Source organism: Hydrophilobacter chitinilyticus, from assembly GCF_049860745.1.
Lineage (GTDB): Bacteria > Pseudomonadota > Gammaproteobacteria > Burkholderiales > Burkholderiaceae_C > Rhodoferax_B.
The window spans coordinates 5,068,613-5,089,867 of sequence record NZ_CP187561.1 but is presented as its reverse complement, the minus strand read 5'-3'; the positions used below and the strand labels follow the sequence as shown (position 1 = coordinate 5,089,867).

Below are 21,255 nucleotides of genomic sequence, written 5' to 3'. Positions count from 1 at the left end.
GTCCATGAGTTGGAGTCGAAACATCATCGCCAACTATCTGGGGGCTGGTGCCATGATCCTCGCACCGATTTTGGCATTGCCTTGGTATCTGGCCCAACTGGGCTCCAAGCAATATGGATTGATCGGCTTTGTGGCGACTCTGCAGGTGGTGCTGGGCTTGATTGATGCAGGCATCAGCCAAGCGTTGGTGCGGGACTTTGCGACGCGATTTGATACGAGCTTCGAGGGCAAGAAAAAGTCGGCCAAATTGCTATTTAGCTTTGAGCGAGTTTATTGGTTATTTTCTTTATCCGTCGGATTAGGCACATGGCTAGCTTCGCGATTTATAGCGGAACATTGGTTGAATCTGGATGGGTTACCTTTGTCATCTGGTGTCGTGGCTGTTAGTGGAGCCGCTTTTATTTTTGCGGCGCAGTTTCCGGGGTCGATCTACCGCAGCTTTCTGGTGGGCTCTGAATCGCAAGTGGCATTGAATGCCAACCTATTTGTTTTCGCACTGCTGCGCCACGCTGGCGGGGTTTTCGTCGTTCTGATCTGGCCGACGCTTGGGGCTTTTCTCGTGTGGCAGATTGTCATTGCGTTAGCGGAAACGCTAGGCCGGGCATGGATGGCATGGCGTATCGTGGAAACCAAACGTAGCCAGTTGACCTGGAGTTTTGTTGATTTTAGAAAAATATGGTCCACGGCTGCTGGGATGACGGGCGCAACCTTGTTGGGTGCTTTGACGGTGCAAATGGATCGAATTCTACTGAGCCGCGCGGTCAGTATTGAGCAATTTGGCTATTACACCATTGCGGCGACTTTAGCGGTGGGATCAATGCAACTGATCAACCCATTAACCCAGGCCGTACTGCCTCAAGCGATTAAAACGGCACACGATCCGTTAGCTCTTTATCGTCTAAATTTTCATTTGGCAAAAATGATCTTTGCAGTGGTTTTTGCGTGCGGAATGATATTTGTTATTGCAGGCGAATGGTTGCTCTTTTTTTGGTTAAAACAGCCAGAGGCTGTGGGTATTATTTATGAAATTTTGAAAATATCGCTGATAGGCACAATTTTGAATGCATTTTATAATGTTGGATATGTTAATTGGTTAAGCCGCGGCAAAACTGAAAAAATTCTTAAAGTTAATTTATTTTCGTTTATTTTTTCGATTTTAACTATGCCATTTTTTATTTCACAATTCGGAGTAAAAGGTGCTGCTCTGGGTTGGGTTGTAATTAATTTGACCGGATTCGCATGGAGCTTGGAGTGGCTTGGTTTGAAATTTAGAGCGCCCAGATGAAAATATTGAATGTACTCAAAAGAAAAGCTAAGACAGCTTACGCACGGCATGTGTTAAGGGATCCTCAGTTGCTTGAAGCGCAACGTTGGTTCAAGGACAAGGGCGATCAAACGCTAAGACTGAACTACGACTTAGATACGAATAGCGTTGTTTTCGATATCGGTGGGTATCAAGGTGATTATGCTGCTGCGATACATGAGAAATACGCTTGCCGAGTTTATTTGTTCGAGCCTGTGCGAGCTTATTATGAAGAGTGCCAAAAAAGATTCAAGGAAAATGGTGCAATTCAGTGTTTTAATTTTGGTTTGTCAAACTCTAATGAGTCTGTTGAGATAGATGTTTCTGAAAATGCCTCAAGTACGCATTTTTCAAAAATGGAAAATAAAAAAGAACTGGTTTTTTTGACTTCAATCCTTGATTTTATTAGGCAATCTAATATCAAGAAAATTGATTTGATGAAAATCAATATTGAGGGAGGTGAGTTTGATGTACTTCCTGCTTTGATTGGTTCTGGCTTGATTGGGGTTGTGGGTAATGTGCAGATCCAGTTTCATAATTTCATTGATGATGCAGAGCGCAAAAGAAATGCCATACGCAAAGATTTGGCATTGACCCATGTTGAGGAGTGGAACTATAAATTTGTTTGGGAAAGTTGGAGGTTGAAATAATTTTATGTTTTTTTCAGAGAAAATAGTATCGATCAAACGAAGCGACAAAGTCCTCGAAATTGGACCTGGTGCATCGCCTTATGTTCGGAGTAATGTTTTTCTCGAATTGAAGTTTGAAAATGAAGCTTTATCAGTTGCTCAGCGTGGAGGTGTGCTTGATAAGCCAAAACTTCAAGGGAGGGATATTTTTTACTATGAGGGAGGACATTTCCCGTTCAAGGATAATGAATTTGATTATGTAATTTGCTCGCACGTGATTGAGCACGTTGAGGATGTTGAGAGTTTTATTTCCGAAATTAATCGAGTATCAGGTGGGGTCGGATATTTGGAGTATCCCCTTGTGACATATGAATATTTATATAATTTTTCCGTGCATCTTAATTTTATAAAAAAAAGTGAAGATGACAACTGTTTGAGATATATGAAAAAGACTAATTCGTCTATCTCGGAATTTTCTGAAATTAATTCAATTTTCGTTAAAACTCTGGAGAGCGGTTGGGATGACTTGTGTGCCGCTAATAAAGAGCTTTTCTTTGAGGGTTTTGAATTTAAAAAACCATTGCGCTGCGAAGCGGTTGATGGTTTCTCTAGGCTTGTGCCAGATATTCATCTTGTTAGATCAAAAAATTTAATAAGATGGTTTTTGTCGGGAGCTTTAAATAAGACGAATTTTTAAATATTCGATACCTATATTCAATGATTATTTCTAAAATAATAGGCGGTTTGGGCAATCAGATGTTCCAGTATGCAGCTGGTCGATCTTTGTCTTTGCGGCTGGGGATGAGACATCTGGTGGATCTTTCGAGCTTTGGTAAATATAAGATTCATCAAGGTTTTGAATTGAGTAATGTATTTGACTGTCAGGTGAATGTTGCTAGTGAGGCTGAATGTAGAGAGCTTTTGGGTTGGCAGCGAAACTTGAATGTCCAGCGTATTGTGTCAAAGCCGATGGCATCTATTTTCAGGCGACGCTCTTTTGTGCTGGAGGAAGATTTTAATTATTGTCCTGATTTTGAAATGATCAACAGAAGTTGCTATCTTTCAGGATATTGGCAATCTTGGCGTTATTTCAAAGATTACGAAGATGTAATACGCAGTGATTTCACGTTTTTGAAACACTCAGATCCGATTTTCGAAAAAACAAAAAATCTTATTTTAAATAGCGAATCAATCAGTCTTCATGTGCGACGGGGTGACTATGTTGAAAATTCAAAAGCCCAGAGTAAACATGGATCTTCTACGTTGGCATATTACAATATGGCAGTTGAGAACATAGTAGAAGATTTGAGTGAACCTATTTTTTTTATCTTCTCCGATGATCCAGACTGGGCTTTTGATAATATTAAAATGAAATATCCCTGTCATTATGTTAATGACAATTTTGCCAGTGGTAGCTTTAAGGATATGCAGTTAATGAGTCTGTGCCAGCATCATGTTATTGCCAATAGCACGTTCAGTTGGTGGGGCGCATGGTTGAATAAAAGTCCTCATCGGAAAGTTATTGCGCCTATGAAGTGGTTTGCTAATTCTCAAAAGGTGCCGGATCTTTTTCCTGATGGCTGGGTTGCCTGCTAACTCTCAGTGAAGATCAATTTACCTTTGGAAAATATGGAGCAATCTCGCCCTTTGATTTCCGTGGTTATTCCTGTTTTTAATGCTCGCCCTTACCTGCGCTTGGCGGTACTGTCCATCATTGCTCAGAGCTTCAAGGATTGGGAACTTTTTGTAATTGACGATGGTTCAAGCGATGGTGGATTGGAGTCCATTTTAGATATCTCTGATGAGAGAATTTATTTTTTTCAGTATAACGAAAACAAAGGAATTTCCACTAGATTGAATCAAGCTCTAGATTTGGCGAGGGGTATTTATTTTGCGAGAATGGATGCAGATGATGTTTCATTCCCGGATCGATTTGCATCGCAGCTTGCGACGTTGACACAAGATCCTGCACTCGATCTCGTGGCTGCACGTGTTATCACCATTAACTCTGAAAATCAATTTGTTGATTTTTTTCCGAGTGCCATTGAGCATTCAGCTATCTGTTCTCGGCCATGGAGAGGATTTCACTTTCCTCATCCAACTTGGATGGGGCGAACAGAATGGTTTCGTCGCCATCGGTATGCTATCCCGGGTCCATTCTGTTGTGAGGATCAGGAGTTGTTATTGCGAAGCTATTCCGAAAGTAAGTTTCGCACTGTAGATAAAATTCTGTTGGCATATAGGCTACCGGTTGCAGTAGATTTGCGGAAACGATTGTTGACTCGTCGTGCTACTTATTCATTTCAACGTCAATACTTTCTTCGCTTGGAAAGATGGCTTGACTTTGGGCTTGCGACAGTCGGCTTTGTTCTGAAAATTGTTGTTGACGTCTGCGGAGTTCGACGGAGAAAAATGCTTGCCGATGATTGCGCCATGTCGAAGCGTTGGACGGAAGTCTTGGCAATTGTCCGCAAGGAGCCGTCCTGAATAAATGGACACCCAGAATCCGGGTTGGCAACCCAGTGCCGCATTAGTGACGGTCTCTAGGGGGCGCTGAAGCATTTTGTAGGCGTATTTGATGGCTGCCTCTGCCCGCCCTAGGTGCGTGGATCTTCAGTTTGCGGCGGACTGTTACGGGTTGGCTATTCCTCGTTTATAGCAATGCGAGAGTTGTTCCTTTGGTGCAGGACTCTTTTCCGTATTTGCCGCTATATTTCTTGAGCATCTTCGAAGGGGGCCTATGATCGGAGTCCTTCTAGACATCTATACATGCAAAAAGTAGCCCTTATCACAGGCATTACCGGCCAAGACGGTGCCTACCTCGCTGAATTCCTGTTAGCGAAGGGGTATGCAGTGCACGGCATCAAACGCCGTGCATCTCTCTTCAACACCGACAGAATTGACCACCTCTACCAAGATCCTCATGTATCAGACCGTCAAATGGTGCTGCATTATGGCGATCTATCAGACAGCACGAACCTGATCCGCATCATCCAGCAGGTGCAGCCGGACGAGATTTACAACCTGGCTGCTATGAGCCATGTCGCGGTGAGTTTTGAGACCCCTGAGTACACCGGCAATGTGGATGGGTTGGGTGCGTTGCGTATTTTGGAGGCCATCCGGCTTCTGGGCCTTGAGCGCAAAACGCGATTTTACCAAGCCAGTACGTCAGAGCTTTATGGCTTGGTGCAAGAGGTGCCTCAGCGCGAGAGTACGCCGTTTTATCCTCGTAGCCCTTATGCGGTAGCCAAGCTGTATGCCTACTGGATGACGGTGAACTATCGGGAGGCATATGGGATGTATGCCTGCAACGGCATTCTGTTCAACCACGAGAGTCCGTTGCGCGGTGAAACTTTTGTCACGCGCAAGATTACCCGTGCGATTGCGCGTATCTATCTTGGCTTGCAGGACTGTCTTTTTCTTGGAAACCTGGATGCCAAGCGTGACTGGGGACATGCCAAAGACTACGTGGAAATGCAGTGGCTGATGTTGCAGCAGTCAACTGCTGAGGACTTTGTGATTGCGACGGGTGTTCAGCACAGTGTGCGTGATTTCGTGTCGGCTGCTGCAAACGAGCTTGGGCTAGTGCTCGAGTGGTCGGGCCAAGGCGTTGATGAGGTGGCTCGCGCGCCCGATGGTCGTGTTGTGGTGCAGGTCGATCCACGCTATTTCCGCCCAACTGAAGTGGACTCGTTGCTGGGAGATCCGACCAAAGCGCGCGAGAAACTGGGTTGGACTCCACGTGTTCGTTTCGACGAGCTGGTTGCTGAAATGGTGCGCGAAGATTTGAAGAGTGCGCAACGGGATGAGCTGGTCAAGAAGCACGGTTTTTCAGCTTACGACTATCACGAATGACGTCAGGCGCACGGGCCTATGGACAAAAACTCAAAGATTTATGTAGCCGGCCACCGCGGCATGGTGGGATCGGCATTGGTGCGAAAGCTCACAGAAGAAGGCTACCGCAACCTAGTGCTGCGGACGCATGCCGAACTGGATTTGCTGGACCAAGCCGCGGTGCAAGATTTCATGCAACGCGAGCGGCCAGACTACATCTTTCTGGCGGCGGCCAAGGTGGGGGGAATACACGCCAACAACGTGGCTCGCGCGGACTTCATTTATCAGAACCTGATGATCGAGGCCAATGTGATTCACGCTGCACATTGCGCGGATGTATCCCGATTATTGTTTTTAGGCTCAAGCTGTATCTATCCTCGAGACTGCCCGCAGCCGATTCGAGAGTCTTACCTTTTGTCAGGGCCGCTGGAGCCCACCAATGAGCCGTATGCCATCGCCAAGATCGCCGGGATCAAATTGTGTGAGAGCTACAACCAGCAATATGGTCGGCAATACATCAGCGCCATGCCGACCAATCTATATGGTCCAAACGATAACTACGATCTTGCAACAAGCCACGTGTTGCCGGCCCTGCTACGTAAAGCCCATGAAGCAAAAGTACGCGGAGAAATGACTCTCCAGCTATGGGGGAGTGGTCGGCCGCGACGGGAGTTTTTGCACGTCGATGATATGGCGAGTGCATGCCTCTTTCTGATGGAGAGGGAAGACGTGACGGGCGGCCTCTTCAATATCGGCGTCGGCTCGGATCTTTCGATTGAAGAGCTTGCGCAGATGGTGATGCGAACCGTTGGCTGGACGGGGCAACTGGTTTTTGATGCGAGCAAACCAGATGGCACGCCTCAGAAACTGCTCGACGTTAGCGTTATGAAACGCCTGGGCTGGACCGCCGTCACAAGCTTGGAAGCAGGCTTAACTCACACCTACCAAGCGTTTCTAGCGAATGCCGGCGAGCGTAATTAGCGAGGAGCCGGGTGATCGGCGAGCTTGCATTCTTCGTGTGTGGGATTTGGGCTCTGATAGCCTGTGACCAAGGCGCTGAATATATTCTTAACCGATTGGATGTCTTCAGATTCTGCCGCCTGGCGTAGTTCGTCCAATTTCTGCATCAGCTCTGACCATGAAAAAAATGCTTCATGTGCACGCATGATGCGTGGATGCTCTGTGGGTAAGGGGTTGTCGCCGGTCAACAGTTCCTCGTAGAGTTTTTCGCCTGGGCGTAACCCGCTGAGGGTGATGCTGATGTCTCCTGCTGGGTTGGCTGCATCACGCACAGTTAGGCCCGCGAGTGTGACGATGCGGCGGGCTAGCTCAATGATTTTCACCGGCTCTCCCATATCCAGCACGAAAACGTCGCCGCCTTTGGCCATGGCACCAGCTTGCAAAACCAGTTGAGCAGCTTCTGGAATGGTCATGAAGTACCGGGTGACTTCGGGGTGGGTGACGGTGATGGGGCCGCCTGCCGCAAGCTGCTCTCTGAACAGCGGTACGACGCTTCCACTGGATCCCAGCACGTTGCCAAAGCGAACCATGGCAAAGCATGTGTTTGGAACGGCCGTTCCGTTTGCATCGGCTGCTTGAGCTGCGGCTTGCAGTATGAGTTCTGCTACGCGTTTGCTTGCGCCCATGACATTGGTTGGACGAACAGCTTTGTCCGTTGAAATCAGCACAAAGTGAGCTGTGCCGTGGGCCTGGGAAGCGCGCACCAAATTGAGGGTTCCAACCACATTGTTGGAAACTGCTTCAACTGGATTTGATTCGACCATTGGTACGTGTTTGTACGCTGCTGCGTGGTAGACGGTTTGCGGTCGGTAGGTTTCAAATATCTTGCGCAAGCGTGACGTGTGGCCCACGCTGGCGAGCAGTGGAGTCAGTGTCACTTCTACGCCGAGCTGCACGACTAACGCTTCAAGCTCCCTATGAATGTTGTAGAGCCCAAATTCGTTGTGATCGAGCAGCAGCAATTGATCCGGTTGCTGGCGAATAATTTGGCGACACAGTTCGCTGCCAATGCTTCCGCCAGCGCCAGTCACCAAGACAATTTTTCTCTTGAGGTTCCGCGCAAGAAGTAGTGGGTCTGGTGGAACTGGCTCGCGACCTAGAAGATCTTCAATTTCTAATTCCCGAATGTCTTTCACCGTGACACGGCCGCTGGCTAAGTCGGAGAGCCCGGGTAGAGTTCTGACATGAACTGGCAAAGTGTCTAGGGCTTGGATGATTTGATAGCGTCGCTCGCGTGTCGCGCTTGGCAGGGCCAGCAAAATGTCGGTTACGTTTTGGCGCGTGACCAACGCTGGTACCTGTTCCGGTGAATGCACCCGAATACCGTTGACGCTGCGGCCGACTTTGGCAGGGTCATCATCAATGAACCCAAGCAATTGGTATTGTTGCTTGGCACTGCCCAAGGCGGCGGCCGTTTGCACGCCTGCCGTACCAGCGCCGTAAATCAACAGGCGTACTGCGGAACGACTGGTCTGGTTGGTCATGCTCGCCAGCCAATTGCGTGCCAGCGTTCGACTGCCGGCAATTAAAAATAAAAAGATGAGCGGCTGCAGTACGCCCATGCTACGTGGAATCTCCTCTAACTGCATGTTTTGCATCCACCACAACACACACAATAAGACCAAGCTATAGACGGCGACAGCCTTTGCAATGGTGGTAAGTGCGGCCAAGCCGGTGTAGCGAAAAATCGCGCGGTACAGGCCAAATCGCGTGAAGATGGGCACCGACAATAATGGGGCCAAGGCATAGACGAACCGCTGGTCCGCGTTAGGCCAATGCAGCGTATCGAGCCGTAGCGTGAAGGCCAGCCACATCGCTATCAATGACAAGGCAACGTCTATCGCCACAACCACTAACCGCTTCACGGAGCGGGGCCAAGCCAGGATTGGGTGAAGGGTCAGGTCGGGCACAGTGAAAGTGGGGAAGTTCATCTAATCCAACAAACGGTACTGCGTTAACAAGTCGGCTACCAGTTCCAGCCGCACCAAGGGATTGTCCAGCGCCATCAATCCATGTTTGGTGTCGGGGGGCAATGGCAGCAACTCGCACCATCGATTGGCGAGCCAGCCGCAATCATCGGTTCGAATCGGGTCGAAGGGCGGTGGAGCGTCTGGCTGTTGCGCGACTTGCTCCAGTACTTTGAGCAGGGTGGTCGCCACCTTTTGCAGGTCTTCTGGCACGGGTACTGGGGCATCGTCGGGGACGAATGCGAACTCACTGACCCAAAGGCCGTGTGGCAAACGACGCGCATTTTGGTGGCGAAAGCGTTGCAGGCCGGTGCATTCAATCAGTATCAGGCCCGGGCGTGGGGTTTCCAGCCGGGTGATCTGTGCCAGCGTGCCTATGGGGTGGAAGGTTTCTTCGGCCTGCCCCGCGCGGATGACCTCGGACCCTTGCGACAGTGTGACCACGCCAAACGGTTGGTTAGACGCATGGCACTTGCGCACCATGTCCAGGTAACGGACTTCAAAAATCTGCAGTGGCAGCCGTCCACCGGGGAACAGCACCGTGCCCAGGGGGAAGAGCGGTGTGGTCGATGGAGACGGAGGCGAATCTGGCTGCACTGAAAGTGTTAGGGGTTTGACGACAGTCGGTATCATCCCATGACCTTTATCCGACGCCTCCATGCTTTATCAAATCTTCTCTTTTTTGCTCGAAGTCGTGACGGGGCTGTTGGCCAGCGCCTGCCTGTTACGGGTCTACATGCAATACCAGCGGATCCCGTTCCGTAACCCGATTGGTAATCTGGTTTTCGCGCTGTCCGACTGGCTGGTGCTGCCGCTGCGCCGGGTGATTCCTTCCATTGGGCGCTGGGACGTGGCCGGGCTGGTGGGCGCCTTTTTGCTGAAGCTGGCGCAGCACTTGGTGCTGTGGCTGTTTGTGGGCGCGGGCAGCGCGTTCGTGGTTTTGCCGCTGCTGGCGCTGTTGAGCCTGGTGGGGATGGCGATTTACGGCTTGACCGGTCTGCTGATCATGTACGCCATCTTGTCGTGGATGCAAGCCCGCTCGCCGATGGCCGATATTGTCGATCGGCTGTGCGAGCCGCCGCTGCGGCCGTTTCGCAAGATCATTCCGCTGGTGGGCGGTGTGGACCTATCGCCGCTGGCGCTGCTGGTGGTGCTGCAGGTGCTGACGATTGTGCTGGGCCACGTGATGAGCTCGGTATTTACTGGCTTCTAGTTCATTGCCTTCTGGCTCTTAATGTAAAAAGGGCTGGCGCCTCACGGTGCTAGCCCTTTTGTTTTGCGCAGCGAAGCTTATTCGACCGCGTCCGCCGGCTGGCGCTGCAGCATCGCCAGGGTGCTGGCGATGGTTTTGCGCAGATCCTTGCGGTTGCAGATCAGGTCGACCGCACCCTTGGTTTGCAGGAACTCGGCACGTTGAAAGCCTTCGGGCAGCGTCACGCGTACGGTGGATTCGATCACGCGCGGGCCGGCAAAACCGATCAAGGCTTTGGGTTCGGCGATCACCACGTCACCCACAAACGCAAAGCCGGCGCTCACGCCGCCCATGGTCGGGTCGGTCAGCACGCTGATGTAAGGCAGTCCCTTTTTGGCCAAGCGCGTCAACGAAGCGTTGGTTTTGGCCATTTGCATCAGCGACAGCAGGCCTTCTTGCATGCGCGCGCCACCGGTGGCGGTGAAGCAAATGAACGGTACTTTTTGCTCGATGGCGGTGTGTACGGCGCGCACAAAACGCTCGCCGACCACGCTGCCCATGCTGCCACCCATGAATTCAAACTCGAAGCAGGCCACGATCACGTTGATGCCGTGTACCGAGCCGCCCATGCAGATCAGTGCGTCGGTCTCGCCAGTGGACTCCATGGCTTCTTTGATGCGCTCGGGGTACTTCCGGCTGTCCTTGAACTTCAGCGGGTCGACCGGCACGACTTCCTGGCCGATTTCAAAGCGGCCTTCGTTGTCCAGGAACGCGTCCAGGCGAGCACGCGCGCCAATGCGCAGATGGTGGCCGCAGCTGGGGCAAACGTTCTGGTTGTGTTCCAGATCGGTCTTGTAAAGCACGGTTTCGCAGCTGGGGCACTTGGTCCACAAGCCTTCCGGCATGGTGCGGCGCTCGGCTGGGTCGGTGTGCTGAATTTTCGAAGGCAGTAGTTTTTCGAGCCAAGACATGGTTCTGGTTCCTCGCGAATACGGCGCCCGCAGGCCTGTCCTACAGGTTCTGGGGGCGCTGCTCCAGGGGCGATAAGGCCCATGGAGTTGACAAAAAAGAGGCTGAATTATGCTTTGTTATGCATCAAGCGCCGATCGGATGCCTTTTAGGAAGGTTTCCGCCACGGGAATGACCTGCTCTTTAGGCTGGTCTTCTATCAACTGAATGATCTTGCTGCCAATGACCACGGCGTCCGCTACGCGGCTGATGGCCACGGCGGTTTGCGCATCGCGAATGCCAAAACCCACGCCCACCGGGATGCTCACGTGCTCGCGGATGCGCGGCAACATGGCTTCCACGGCGGCGGTATCGAGCGTACCGGCGCCGGTTACGCCTTTGAGCGACACGTAGTAAACGTAGCCACTTGCCACATCGGCCACCTGCTGCATGCGCACGGCGGTCGATGTCGGGGCCAGCAGGAAGATCAGGTCGATGCCATGGGCCTTGAGCTTTTCGGCGAACTCGGCGCATTCTTCCGGCGGGTAGTCGACCACTAGCACGCCGTCCACACCAGCTTCGGCCGCATCGCGGATGAAGGCGTCGGCGCCGTGTTTCTGGTCGTAGCGCTCCACCGGGTTGGCGTAGCCCATCAGCACCACGGGCGTGTGGCTGTTCTGCTTGCGGAAGCTGCGCACCATGTCGAGCACCTGCACCATGCCAATGCCGAAAGACAAAGCTTTGTCGCCAGCTTTCTGGATGACCGGGCCGTCGGCCATGGGGTCGCTGAAAGGCACGCCGAGTTCGATCACGTCGGCACCTGCGGCCACCATGCCGTGCATCAGGTCGGGCGTAATGTCGGCAAACGGAAAGCCGGCGGTGACGTAGGGGATCAGCGCCTTGCGGCCTTGATCCTTCAGTTGCGCGAAGGTTTGGGTGATTCTGCTGGTGCGGCTCATGCTGCGTCCTTTGCGTTAGCGTTGGTTGCAGCGGCAGCGGAGCCCTTGACGGCCAGACCACGCATCGACGGGCGATCGTAAAAGTCTGCACCCGACAAATCGGCCACGGTGCCAATGTCCTTGTCGCCACGGCCGGAGAGGTTGACCAGAATCGACTGGTCTGGGCGCATGGTGGGCGCCAACTTCATGGCGTAGGCAAACGCGTGGCTCGATTCCAGCGCGGGGATGATGCCCTCGGTGCGGCACAGGTGGTGAAACGCTTCCAGTGCCTCAACGTCGGTAATGCCCACGTATTCGGCCCGGCCGATGTCCTTTAGGTAGGCGTGCTCGGGGCCCACGCCGGGGTAATCCAGGCCAGCGCTGATGCTGTGGGTTTCGGTGACTTGGCCGTTGTCGTCTTGCAGCAGGTAGGTGCGGTTGCCGTGCAACACACCCGGCGTGCCGCGTTGCAGCGAGGCCGAATGTTTGCCGCTCTCCAGCCCTTCGCCAGCGGCTTCCACGCCGATCAGGCGCGAGGCCGCGTGGCCGATGTAGGGGTAGAAGATGCCCATGGCGTTGCTGCCGCCGCCCACGCAGGCGACGATGGCGTCAGGCTGGGCCGAGACACAACCGGCTGAGGCCAGCATTTCAGGCATTTGCACCAGGCACTCTTCGCCGATCACGCTCTGGAAGTCGCGCACCATGGTGGGGTAGGGGTGTGGGCCGGCCACGGTGCCGATGATGTAGAACGTGTTGTCCACGTTGGCCACCCAGTCGCGCATGGCTTCGTTCAGCGCGTCTTTCAGCGTTTTGCTGCCCGACTCCACCGGCACCACCGTGGCGCCCAGCAGCTTCATGCGATAGACGTTGGGGCTTTGGCGTTTGACGTCTTCGCTGCCCATGTAGACCACACATTCCAGGCCGTAGCGGGCGCAGATGGTGGCCGTGGCCACGCCGTGCTGGCCTGCGCCGGTTTCGGCAATGACGCGTGGTTTGCCCATGCGTTTGGCCAGCAGCGCTTGGCCGATGGTGTTGTTGACCTTGTGCGCGCCGGTGTGGTTCAGGTCTTCGCGCTTCAGGAAGATTTGCGCGCCGCCGAGCTCACGGCTGGTACGCGCCGCGTGGTAAACCGGCGACGGGCGGCCCACGAAGTGCGCCAACTCCGAGCGGAACTCGGCCAGAAAGGCCGCGTCGTGCTGGTAGTGGGCGTAGGCCTCGCGGAGTTCGTCGATGGCGTGGGTCAGCGTTTCAGAGACAAAACTGCCGCCGTAGATGCCGAAGTGGCCCGACGCATCGGGCTGCTGGTATTCAGGTTGTGGGTAACTGGACATGGCGATTTTGCGCAAGTTGCTTGTCGGCCGTCCGAACGGCGGCAACAAATTGATGGATCTTGTCGGCGCTCTTGATCCCCTTGGAGATCTCGACGCCAGAGCTGATATCAACGGCCAGCGATAGCCCGCGTGGCCGTACTTGCAAAATGCCATCGGTCACGTTTGCAGGCGTGAGTCCACCACTTAAGACGAGGTGAGAGTTGACGCTTGGAGGAAGACGTGACCAATTGAATGTTTTTCCGCCACCACCAAAACCGTCAACGTGGGCGTCGAGCAGGATGGCTTGGGCAGTTGTGTAGTGAGAGGCAAATTCTACCAAGTCGAAGTCGGCCGCACCATCCAGCGGGATACGGGCCGCACGGATGTAGGGGCGTTGCACTTCGGCTGCGATGCGGGCGCAATCGGCGGCCGATTCATCGCCATGAAATTGCAGCAGTGCGCCCGGTACAGCTGCGCAAGCAGCTGCGATATTGGTAGCGGATTCGTTGACGAACAGCAGCACCGGTGTGATGAACGGCGGCAGGCGCCGCGCCAGTTCGCCAGCGCGTTGTGCCGTGATGTAACGCGCGCTGTGCGGATACAACACAAAGCCCACCGCATCCGCCCCGGCGGCCACTACGGCGTCAACGTCTTCTTCGCGGGTCAAGCCGCAGATTTTGATGCGGGTGCGCGGCTCAGGAATAGAGGCAGGGTTCATGGCAACCAATCATACGCAGCCGTGTGGGTTGGTAGGCCCCAATGGTCTTCGTAGATTGGGCCCAGGAAATACAAGCCAGCGGCCGAGAACGTGGGTGCTGCGGCATCGCGGCTGCGCGCGGCCAGCACCTCGGCCATCCACTCGGGCGACTGCGCGCCTTGGCCCACGGCCAGCAGGCTGCCCATGAGGTTGCGGATCATGTGGTGCAAAAACGCGTTGGCCTCAAACTCGAAACGCCAGTACGCGCCGCGCCGGCTGATGTCGATGCGGCGCAAGTCCTTCACAGGCGTGAGCGACTGGCAGGCCGAAGCGCGGAACGAGGTGAAGTCGTGTTCGCCCACCAGGTGCTGCGCGGCGGCCCGCATGGCGGCCTCGTCGAGCGGGCGGAACACCCAGCCCACGCGGCCGGCCTCTACCGCCGGGCGCACCGGTGATTCGAGCAGCGAATAAACATAGCGCCGGCCAATAGCGCTGGCGCGGGCGTGGAAGCGGTCGGGCACGGCGCGTGCCCATTGCACGGAAATGTCGTGCGGTAAAAAGGCGTTGGTGCCGCGCACCCAGGCGCTCTCAGGGCGCTGCAGGTCGGTGTCGAAATGCACCACCTGCATGAGGCCGTGCACGCCCGCGTCGGTTCGGCCGGCGCATAACGTGGATACGCGCTGCTGGGTGAATTTGCCCAACGCGCCTTCGAGTTTGTCTTGGATGGTGCGGCCCGAGAGCTGGCTTTGCCAGCCCTCATAGGCCTGCCCGTTGTAGCTCACGCCCAATGCCCAACGCATGGCTGCTTCTCTGCAGAAGGGCGAAAGCCCTTAGGCCATGCCGGCGAGGAAGCGCTCGGCTTTGGCGCGCAGGCTGCCCGTGGCTTCTTCCAGCACTTCTTCGGCCAGCGCTTTGGCGCCGTCTTCGTCGCCGATGGAGTGGAACTCTTCGGCCAGCGCCAGCTTGGTGGCCAGCGGGTCGTTGATGTCGAGTTCTTCTTCGGCTGCTGCGGCTTCGGTGGCCGTTGGCGCCTCAGCGGCTGGTGCCAAGCTGGGTTTGGTTTCTGCCGCAGATGCCGCCGACGCCGGTGCTGCGGGTGCGCTAGCGGGCGTGGAGTCCCCCAGGTCGAGCGACAACGAACCCAGGTCGAACTCGATCATGTCGGAATCTTGCGCAGGGCGTTGCTGCGCGGCATCGAGTTCGGGGAGTTCGTCGTCGTCCAGATCGGCTGAAGGGGCGGGTGGCGGGACATCGCTTGCGGGCGAGAGGTCGATGTCGAGATTCAGGTCAAAGTCCAATGGGGAAGCTTCAGGCGCGGGGCTGGCGGGTTCAAGGGCTGCAGGAACGGTCAGCGCAGCGTTGTTGTAATCGGGTGCGGGCGGCACAGGCTGGGCCGGCGTTGTTGGCGCAGGTGTTGACGCTGGCACTGGCAGGTCGTCTGGCTCGCCCAGATCGAAATCGACCTCAGGCAGGCCGGGTGCGGGCGTGGGCGGTGTGGCCAGCAGATCGTCGTCGCCAAATGCCAACACCGTGGGGGCTGCTTCGTCGGAGGCGGCGGTCGGTTTGTCTTCTGGCAGCAGTGGGATGTCAACGGTGCGCTCGACGCGTGGTTCGCCAAGGTCAAGCGAGATCACGGGCTCTGGCTCTTCTGCGGCCAATGCGGCGGCTTGGGAGTTTTTGTCCAGATCCAGGTCGAGCGCCAGATCGAGGTCGAAATCAAGCGCGTTCGAGTCGTTGGCTAGCGATGCCATCGTGTCGGGCTGCGCATCCGCCTGTAGCGAACCAGCGGCCAGCGGCGCGGCTTCTGTGGGCACCGGGAAATTCAGCGGAATGTGCGCTGTGGCGTCTGACGCCGCGCCGGAGGCATTGCTCTCAGGGCGGTACAGCGGATTGGCTGGGTCGAGCTGGCGGCCGATTTCGGCGATTCGGGTCCACTCATGGCCTTGGCCACTACCTTCCCGTTGCGTCAGGTCGCGGGCCACAAGCGCTTGCGCTGCGTAGGAAGAAACGTCGCGGCGTTTGGCGTAGATGTCGAGCAGCTTGGCGTGGATGGCAATGCGCTCGGGGTTGTTGCGCAGGGCTTCGCGCAAGATTTCTTCGGCTTGCAGGTCGCGGCCATAGGCCAGGTAAACGTCGGCTTCGGCCACGGGATCAACGTCGCCTGCCGCATCAAGCTGGCTGGGTGAGTACGAGAGTGAGGAGGCAGGGCCTTCGCCCTCTTCGGCGCTGGTGTCGACTTGCTGACCACCGCTGGAGCCAAAGAACGAGTCGCCCGACATCTTGCTTTCCAGGAAGCTGCTGTCGAGCTGGGCGGCCTTTTTGCGCTCGCGCGAACGATAGATGCCGAGGGCAGCCAAAAGGGCCAACAGGCCTGCGCCAGCGGCCGGCAACATCGGGTTTTCGGTCAGGGTGTCGAGCCAGCTGGATTCTTCGGTTGGCGCGGGGGCTGGTGCCGCGGCGACAGTCGGCGCTGCAGGCGCAGAGGCCACAGGCGCGGGGGCCGGGGCTTCTGGCGCTGATGCGGTGACGGCTGGTGTCGTGCCTGTACCTGCGCTGGTGGCGGCTTCTGCCGGAGCGGAGGCAGTGGCGGCGGGCACGTCTGCACCGGCTGGTGCACTGGCGGCAGGCGTCGGAGCTGGTGCGGGGGCTGGGGCAGAGGCTGCTGGTGCTGCAGCCGTGCTGGCTGCGCCGAGCTTGTTCAGCTCGCTGATGTTCTTGGACAGCTCGGCGACGCGGTCAGCGGCGTCACGGGCGGCCTTCTCGCGGGCGATTTGTTCTTCGGAAACCTGGCCTTGGATGCCGCCTTTGGACAAGGTGAGTTTGTCGGGCGCGGTGGTGCTGGGCTTCTTTTCATCAACCTGCGTTTGCACACGGCCGCTGGCGCTGCGGCTGGCTTCGGCGGTGCGCACGGACGGCGCATTGCCTGCCAACGCGCGGCGGAAGGAGTCGAAATCGCGCGCTTGTGCGGTGATGATTTGCGAAGCTTCTGCGGGCGGCGTAGCGGCGGCCTGGCTGGCGCTGGGCACTTCCAGCACTGAACCGGCTTTCATCCGGTTCACGTTGTTCTGCACGAATGCATCGGGGTTGCTGCGCAGCAGGGCCACCAGCATCTGGTCGAGCGACACGCTAGCGGGCTTGTTGGCGGCGGCGATGCGGCTGGCGGTGTCGCCCGGCTTGACGGTGACTTGTTTGCCAGAAGGCTCGCCTGTGGCGGTGGCTGGCGCGACGGGCGCGGCAGCAGGGGGCTGTGCGCGGGCGGGGGCCGGTGCTGGGGCAGGTCGTGGCGCAGGCGCGGGAGGGCGTGGCGCCTCGACAGCGCGCGGTGCCGCAGGGGCTGTGGCCTGGATACTTGGCGCAGGTGCCGGGCGAGGAGCCGGCACAGCAGCTGGCGTCGGCGCGGACGTGGTTGCAGGTGCGGGCACCTGGGCCGGAGTGTTGTTGGCGGCCGGGTTGTTCTGGCGCATGGCCGGCGGGTCGAGCAACACCGTGTAATCACGCACCACGCGGCCGGACGACCAGGTGAGCTGCAAGATCAGGTCGACAAACGGGTCGTTGACCGGGCGGTTGCTGGTCACACGGATGACCGCGCGATTGCCGGGGCGGCGCTGCAGGGTGAGCTGCATGCCGATCAGCGCGCTGTTGTATTCCAGGCCAGCGGCGCGAAAGGCTTCGGGTGAGGCGAGTTCGGTGCGCAGCGAGTCGGCTTCTTCGTTGCTGAGCTGCGGAACATCGATTTCGGCCTGCAGCGGTTCGCCGAGGGCGGAGAGCACGTTCAGACGGCCCAGCACCAGGGCGTGGGCGTCAATGGCCGGAAAGCTCAATGCGGCTGCGGCTGCCAGGGCAACGGCTGTGGCTTTCCATCCAGACAAAGATGCCATCAAACCAGGGCTGGCGGGGACTGGGTCGACTGGCATTTTTGGATTCATTATTCGGGCAGGTGCCAAGACACTAAAACGAAAAAATTACCATAGCATCAATGTCTTACGGTGACAAGCTAAGGCAGGTTATAACTTCTGCGAGGTCGTTTCTGACCTGTTACATCATGACACTTGTTGCCAAACGACAACGACCGACATGGTAGTCGGTCGTTGTAAAGATCGGGCTATCTAAGTGACTACGGCGCCGATTATGCGTCCAGCAGAATGCGCAGCATACGGCGCAGCGGTTCGGCCGCGCCCCACAGCAGTTGGTCACCAATGGTGAAGGCTCCAACATACTCTGGGCCCATGGCCAGTTTGCGCACGCGGCCGACGGGAATGCCCAGCGTGCCGGTCACGGCCACGGGGGTCAGTTCCTTCACGGTGGCTTCACGCGTGTTTGGCACCACCTTCACCCAGGCGTTGTCGGCGGCCAGCATGGCTTCGATGTCGGCCACAGGCACGTTCTTCTTCAGCTTGAAAGTCAGCGCTTGGCTGTGGCAACGCATGGCGCCCACACGCACGCAGAAACCGTCGACTGGCGTAGAGGCCGTGCCAAAAGCTGCGCCTTGGCCCAGGATCTTATTGGTTTCGGCGCCGCCCTTCCATTCTTCTTTCGACATGCCCCATTCGGCGTCGTCCTGGCTCTTGCCGATACCCAGATCCTTGTCGATCCAGGGGATCAGGCTGCCGCCCAGCGGCACGCCGAAGTTGGCGGTTTCAGCGGCCGACAGCGATTGTTGCTTGGCCAGCAGCTTGCGGTCGATTTCCAGAATGGCGGACTTGGGGTCGTCCAGCAGGCTGCGCACTTCGGCGTTCAGCGTGCCGAATTGCGTCAGCAGTTCGCGCATGTGTTGTGCGCCGCCGCCGGATGCGGCTTGGTAGGTCATGGAGGTCATCCACTCCACCAGACCAGCCTTGTAGAGTGCGCCCACGCCCATCAGCATGCAGCTCACGGTGCAGTTGCCGCCAATCCAGTTCTTGCCGCCTTTGGACAGTGCGGTTTGGATGACGGGCAGGTTCACCGGGTCGAGCACGATGATGGCGTCGTCCTTCATGCGCAGCGTGGAGGCGGCGTCAATCCAGTGGCCGGTCCAGCCTGCGGCGCGCAGCTTGGGGAAGACTTCGGAGGTGTAGTCGCCACCTTGGGCGGTGATGATGATGTGGCAGCGCTTCAGGGCGTCGATGTTGAACGCGTCCTGCAGCGTGGTCTCGTTCTTGGCCTGGGCCGGGGCTTTGCCGCCAGCGTTGGACGTCGAGAAAAACACTGGCTCGATCAGGTCGAAGTCGCCTTCTGCCTGCATGCGGTCGATCAGCACCGAGCCGACCATGCCGCGCCATCCGACCAGACCTACAAGATTACCTACCTTCATCACGATACCCTTTCAATTAATGAAAAACTTCAATCCGGCTGTGCCGCTGCCCGGGCCGGGATTTTTTTGAACCCCGACCAATCGAGCCGGATTTCTTTCCAGCCCGACCGTAGTCGAGCCGGATTTCTTTGAAGCCCGGCTCGTCGAGCCGGGAGGGGCGTGACGAACCGGGCTGGATCAGCCTTTGGTTGTCTTTTTGGTAATCGCAGCCACCACAGCGTCACCCATTTCGCGGGTGCCGACTTTGGTGGTGCCTGCCGAGTAGATGTCAGCCGTGCGCAAACCGGACGCGAGCACGTCCTTCACTGCAGACTCGATACGGTCGGCAGCTTCGGTTTGGTTGAGTGAGAAACGGAGCATCATGGCAGCGGACAGTATTGTAGCCAAAGGATTGGCAACCCCTTTGCCAGCAATGTCTGGCGCGCTGCCGTGGCTCGGTTCATACAGGCCTTGGTTACTCGAATTGAGCGATGCCGAAGGCAGCATGCCGATGGAACCGGTGAGCATCGCGGCTTCGTCCGAGAGGATGTCGCCGAACATGTTGCCGGTGACCACCACGTCGAACTTCTTCGGCGCCTTGACGAGCTGCATGGCTGCGTTGTCGACGTACATGTGGTCGAGTTCCACATCAGGGTACTCTTTGCCGACTTCGGTGACGATGTCTTTCCAGAACTGGAAGGTTTCCAGCACGTTGGCCTTGTCGACGCTGGTCACGCGCTTGCTGCGCTTGCGGGCGGCTTCAAAGGCCACGCGGGCGATGCGTTCCACTTCCGGGCGCGAGTAGCGCATGGTGTCGAAAGCTTCCTCGGCACCGGGGAAGTGCCCGTCCACCGCCGTGCGGCGGCCACGGGGTTGGCCGAAGTAGATGTCGCCGGTCAGCTCGCGGATGATCAGGATGTCCAGGCCGGAAATGAGTTCGGGCTTCAGGCTTGACGCGTCCACCAATTGCTCGTAGCAAATGGCCGGGCGGAAGTTGGCAAACAGGCCGAGGTTTTTGCGCAGGCCCAGAATGGCTTGCTCGGGGCGGAACTGGCGTTCCAGCTTGTCGTACTTCCAGTCGCCCACGGCGCCGAACAACACGGCGTCAGCTTCTTTGGCGAGCTTCAAGGTGGCGTCGGGCAGGGGGTGGCCGTGGGCGTCGTACGCCACGCCGCCGACCAGGGCGGTTTCCATCTCGAACTTCAGGTCGAGCACGTTAAGCACACGCACCGCTTCGGCGACGATTTCGGTGCCGATGCCGTCACCCGGCAAGACTGCAATTTTCATGATTGAGTTTATGGTTGCTATTAAAAAGGAAGCTATTTACGCAATGGTGGTGTGCGCCAGCCAAGGTTTCTTGGCCAAACGTTCGGCTTCAAAAGCCTTGATCTTGTCGGATTGGCGCAGCGTCAAACCAATGTCGTCAAAGCCGTTGAGCAAGCAGAACTTGCGGAAGGCTTGCACGTCGAATGGCAGCTCGGGGCCGTTTGGCTGCACCACCACCTGGCGCTCCAGGTCGATGGTCAGCTCGTAGCCGGGGAAGGCTGCGCAGGCATCGAACAGGCTGGCGACTTGGGATTCAGGCAGCACGATGGGCAGCAAGCCGTTCTTGAAGCTGTTGTTGAAAAAGATGTCGGCGTAGCTGGGCGCGATGATGGCGCGGAAGCCGAACTGGTCGAGCGCCCACGGCGCGTGTTCGCGCGACGAGCCGCAGCCGAAGTTCTTGCGTGCCAGCAGAATCGATGCGCCTTTGTAGCGCGGCTGGTTCAGCACGAAGTCGGGGTTGGGTTTGCGGCTGGCCGGGTCTTGGCCGGGCTCGCCGTGGTCGAGGTAGCGCCACTCGTCAAACAGGTTCACGCCAAAGCCGGTCTTCTTGATCGACTTGAGAAACTGCTTGGGAATGATGGCGTCGGTGTCGACGTTCTCGCGGTCCATGGGCGCCACGAGGCCTTTGTGAACGGTAAATTTTTGCATGTCGAACTCTGGTGTGCGAACGGGTGGCTAACGGTTATTTGGTGGCGGCGCGCTCAATGGCGTTGCCGGCCTTGCCGATGTCTTGGCCCACACCTTTGACGGTGTTGCAGCCGGTGACCATGAAGCCTGCGGCGAGCACGATGAGGGTGATGAATCGCATGGTGATCTCCTTGC

20 protein-coding genes are annotated in these 21,255 nt (G+C 56.6%); 8 read left to right on the top strand and 12 right to left on the bottom strand.

Annotation, left to right across the window (positions count from 1 at the left end; genetic code table 11):
• Positions 1–4: 4 nt before the first annotated feature.
• The 7 genes from ACPWMG_RS22735 (at position 5) to ACPWMG_RS22705 (ending at position 6,747) form a co-directional block, all read left to right on the top strand.
• On the top strand, positions 5–1,285 hold the full coding sequence (locus ACPWMG_RS22735; RefSeq protein ID WP_483301775.1) for an oligosaccharide flippase family protein: 1,281 nt from the start codon (positions 5–7) through the stop codon (positions 1,283–1,285).
• The gene (locus ACPWMG_RS22730) at positions 1,282–1,953 is read left to right on the top strand and encodes an FkbM family methyltransferase (protein WP_483301774.1); all 672 of its coding nucleotides are present in this window, start codon (positions 1,282–1,284) and stop codon (positions 1,951–1,953) included. Before ACPWMG_RS22735 ends, ACPWMG_RS22730 begins: the two co-directional genes overlap by 4 nt.
• A gap of 4 nt (positions 1,954–1,957) precedes the next feature.
• Positions 1,958–2,629, top strand: coding sequence for a methyltransferase domain-containing protein (locus tag ACPWMG_RS22725; RefSeq protein WP_483301773.1), 672 nt, complete (start codon positions 1,958–1,960; stop codon positions 2,627–2,629).
• A 20-nt stretch (positions 2,630–2,649) separates the two neighbouring features.
• A complete protein-coding gene (locus ACPWMG_RS22720; protein WP_483301772.1) occupies positions 2,650–3,528 on the top strand; it encodes an alpha-1,2-fucosyltransferase in 879 nt (292 codons plus the stop codon).
• A gap of 6 nt (positions 3,529–3,534) precedes the next feature.
• Positions 3,535–4,419 (top strand): glycosyltransferase family 2 protein, encoded by an 885-nt coding sequence (locus ACPWMG_RS22715; RefSeq protein ID WP_483301771.1) that lies wholly within the window; start codon positions 3,535–3,537, stop codon positions 4,417–4,419.
• 282 nt (positions 4,420–4,701) lie between these two features.
• On the top strand, positions 4,702–5,787 hold the full coding sequence (gene gmd / locus ACPWMG_RS22710; RefSeq protein ID WP_483301770.1) for a GDP-mannose 4,6-dehydratase: 1,086 nt from the start codon (positions 4,702–4,704) through the stop codon (positions 5,785–5,787).
• Between the two features lie 18 nt (positions 5,788–5,805).
• Positions 5,806–6,747, top strand: coding sequence for a GDP-L-fucose synthase family protein (locus ACPWMG_RS22705; RefSeq protein WP_483301769.1), 942 nt, complete (start codon positions 5,806–5,808; stop codon positions 6,745–6,747).
• On the opposite strand, the gene ACPWMG_RS22700 is transcribed toward ACPWMG_RS22705, so the two are convergent.
• On the bottom strand, positions 6,744–8,696 hold the full coding sequence (locus ACPWMG_RS22700) for a polysaccharide biosynthesis protein (RefSeq protein WP_483301768.1): 1,953 nt from the start codon (positions 8,694–8,696) through the stop codon (positions 6,744–6,746). The genes ACPWMG_RS22705 and ACPWMG_RS22700 overlap by 4 nt on opposite strands.
• 21 nt (positions 8,697–8,717) lie before the next feature.
• Entirely contained in the window at positions 8,718–9,350 is a 633-nt protein-coding gene (locus ACPWMG_RS22695; RefSeq protein WP_483301767.1) for an LON peptidase substrate-binding domain-containing protein, read from the bottom strand.
• Positions 9,351–9,411: 61 nt separating this feature from the next.
• Between ACPWMG_RS22695 and ACPWMG_RS22690 the strand changes: the two genes are divergently transcribed.
• Complete coding sequence (locus ACPWMG_RS22690; RefSeq protein ID WP_483301766.1) at positions 9,412–9,966, top strand: YggT family protein; 555 nt, start codon at positions 9,412–9,414, stop codon at positions 9,964–9,966.
• A gap of 77 nt (positions 9,967–10,043) precedes the next feature.
• Here ACPWMG_RS22690 and accD read toward each other — a convergent pair whose 3' ends face one another.
• The 10 genes from accD to ACPWMG_RS22640 form a co-directional block, all read right to left on the bottom strand.
• Positions 10,044–10,916, bottom strand: a complete 873-nt coding sequence (gene accD / locus ACPWMG_RS22685; protein ID WP_422831041.1) for an acetyl-CoA carboxylase, carboxyltransferase subunit beta — start codon at positions 10,914–10,916, stop codon at positions 10,044–10,046.
• Positions 10,917–11,033: 117 nt separating this feature from the next.
• Positions 11,034–11,852, bottom strand: a complete 819-nt coding sequence (gene trpA, locus ACPWMG_RS22680) for a tryptophan synthase subunit alpha (RefSeq protein WP_483301765.1) — start codon at positions 11,850–11,852, stop codon at positions 11,034–11,036.
• Positions 11,849–13,162, bottom strand: coding sequence for a tryptophan synthase subunit beta (trpB, locus tag ACPWMG_RS22675; protein ID WP_483301764.1), 1,314 nt, complete (start codon positions 13,160–13,162; stop codon positions 11,849–11,851). The genes trpA and trpB overlap by 4 nt, the downstream gene beginning before the upstream one ends.
• Positions 13,140–13,859 carry a phosphoribosylanthranilate isomerase gene (locus ACPWMG_RS22670; protein ID WP_483301763.1) on the bottom strand — a complete coding sequence of 240 codons (720 nt, stop codon included), beginning with the start codon at positions 13,857–13,859 and terminating at the stop codon, positions 13,140–13,142. The genes trpB and ACPWMG_RS22670 overlap by 23 nt, the downstream gene beginning before the upstream one ends.
• The gene (gene truA, locus ACPWMG_RS22665; protein ID WP_483301762.1) at positions 13,856–14,638 is read right to left on the bottom strand and encodes a tRNA pseudouridine(38-40) synthase TruA; all 783 of its coding nucleotides are present in this window, start codon (positions 14,636–14,638) and stop codon (positions 13,856–13,858) included. The genes ACPWMG_RS22670 and truA overlap by 4 nt, the downstream gene beginning before the upstream one ends.
• Before the next feature lie 30 nt (positions 14,639–14,668).
• Positions 14,669–17,752 carry a FimV/HubP family polar landmark protein gene (locus ACPWMG_RS22660; RefSeq protein ID WP_483301761.1) on the bottom strand — a complete coding sequence of 1,028 codons (3,084 nt, stop codon included), beginning with the start codon at positions 17,750–17,752 and terminating at the stop codon, positions 14,669–14,671.
• Positions 17,753–17,964: 212 nt separating this feature from the next.
• Complete coding sequence (gene asd, locus ACPWMG_RS22655; protein WP_483301760.1) at positions 17,965–19,128, bottom strand: aspartate-semialdehyde dehydrogenase; 1,164 nt, start codon at positions 19,126–19,128, stop codon at positions 17,965–17,967.
• A 177-nt stretch (positions 19,129–19,305) separates the two neighbouring features.
• Entirely contained in the window at positions 19,306–20,394 is a 1,089-nt protein-coding gene (leuB, locus tag ACPWMG_RS22650) for a 3-isopropylmalate dehydrogenase (RefSeq protein WP_483301759.1), read from the bottom strand.
• 36 nt (positions 20,395–20,430) lie between these two features.
• A complete protein-coding gene (gene leuD / locus ACPWMG_RS22645) occupies positions 20,431–21,081 on the bottom strand; it encodes a 3-isopropylmalate dehydratase small subunit (protein WP_483301758.1) in 651 nt (216 codons plus the stop codon).
• Between the two features lie 34 nt (positions 21,082–21,115).
• Positions 21,116–21,241, bottom strand: a complete 126-nt coding sequence (locus ACPWMG_RS22640; RefSeq protein ID WP_483301757.1) for an entericidin A/B family lipoprotein — start codon at positions 21,239–21,241, stop codon at positions 21,116–21,118.
• Between the last annotated feature and the right edge of the window lie 14 nt (positions 21,242–21,255).

Coding starts and splice junctions, on each gene's coding strand:
- ACPWMG_RS22735 (WP_483301775.1), top strand. CDS start 5: ATGAGTTGGAGTCGAAACATCATCGCCAACTATCTGGGGGCTGGTGCC.
- ACPWMG_RS22730 (WP_483301774.1), top strand. CDS start 1,282: ATGAAAATATTGAATGTACTCAAAAGAAAAGCTAAGACAGCTTACGCA.
- ACPWMG_RS22725 (WP_483301773.1), top strand. CDS start 1,958: ATGTTTTTTTCAGAGAAAATAGTATCGATCAAACGAAGCGACAAAGTC.
- ACPWMG_RS22720 (WP_483301772.1), top strand. CDS start 2,650: ATGATTATTTCTAAAATAATAGGCGGTTTGGGCAATCAGATGTTCCAG.
- gmd (WP_483301770.1), top strand. CDS start 4,702: ATGCAAAAAGTAGCCCTTATCACAGGCATTACCGGCCAAGACGGTGCC.
- ACPWMG_RS22705 (WP_483301769.1), top strand. CDS start 5,806: ATGGACAAAAACTCAAAGATTTATGTAGCCGGCCACCGCGGCATGGTG.
- ACPWMG_RS22690 (WP_483301766.1), top strand. CDS start 9,412: ATGCTTTATCAAATCTTCTCTTTTTTGCTCGAAGTCGTGACGGGGCTG.
- accD (WP_422831041.1), bottom strand. CDS start 10,916: ATGTCTTGGCTCGAAAAACTACTGCCTTCGAAAATTCAGCACACCGAC.
- trpA (WP_483301765.1), bottom strand. CDS start 11,852: ATGAGCCGCACCAGCAGAATCACCCAAACCTTCGCGCAACTGAAGGAT.
- trpB (WP_483301764.1), bottom strand. CDS start 13,162: ATGTCCAGTTACCCACAACCTGAATACCAGCAGCCCGATGCGTCGGGC.
- ACPWMG_RS22670 (WP_483301763.1), bottom strand. CDS start 13,859: ATGAACCCTGCCTCTATTCCTGAGCCGCGCACCCGCATCAAAATCTGC.
- truA (WP_483301762.1), bottom strand. CDS start 14,638: ATGCGTTGGGCATTGGGCGTGAGCTACAACGGGCAGGCCTATGAGGGC.
- ACPWMG_RS22660 (WP_483301761.1), bottom strand. CDS start 17,752: ATGCCAGTCGACCCAGTCCCCGCCAGCCCTGGTTTGATGGCATCTTTG.
- asd (WP_483301760.1), bottom strand. CDS start 19,128: ATGAAGGTAGGTAATCTTGTAGGTCTGGTCGGATGGCGCGGCATGGTC.
- leuB (WP_483301759.1), bottom strand. CDS start 20,394: ATGAAAATTGCAGTCTTGCCGGGTGACGGCATCGGCACCGAAATCGTC.
- leuD (WP_483301758.1), bottom strand. CDS start 21,081: ATGCAAAAATTTACCGTTCACAAAGGCCTCGTGGCGCCCATGGACCGC.
- ACPWMG_RS22640 (WP_483301757.1), bottom strand. CDS start 21,241: ATGCGATTCATCACCCTCATCGTGCTCGCCGCAGGCTTCATGGTCACC.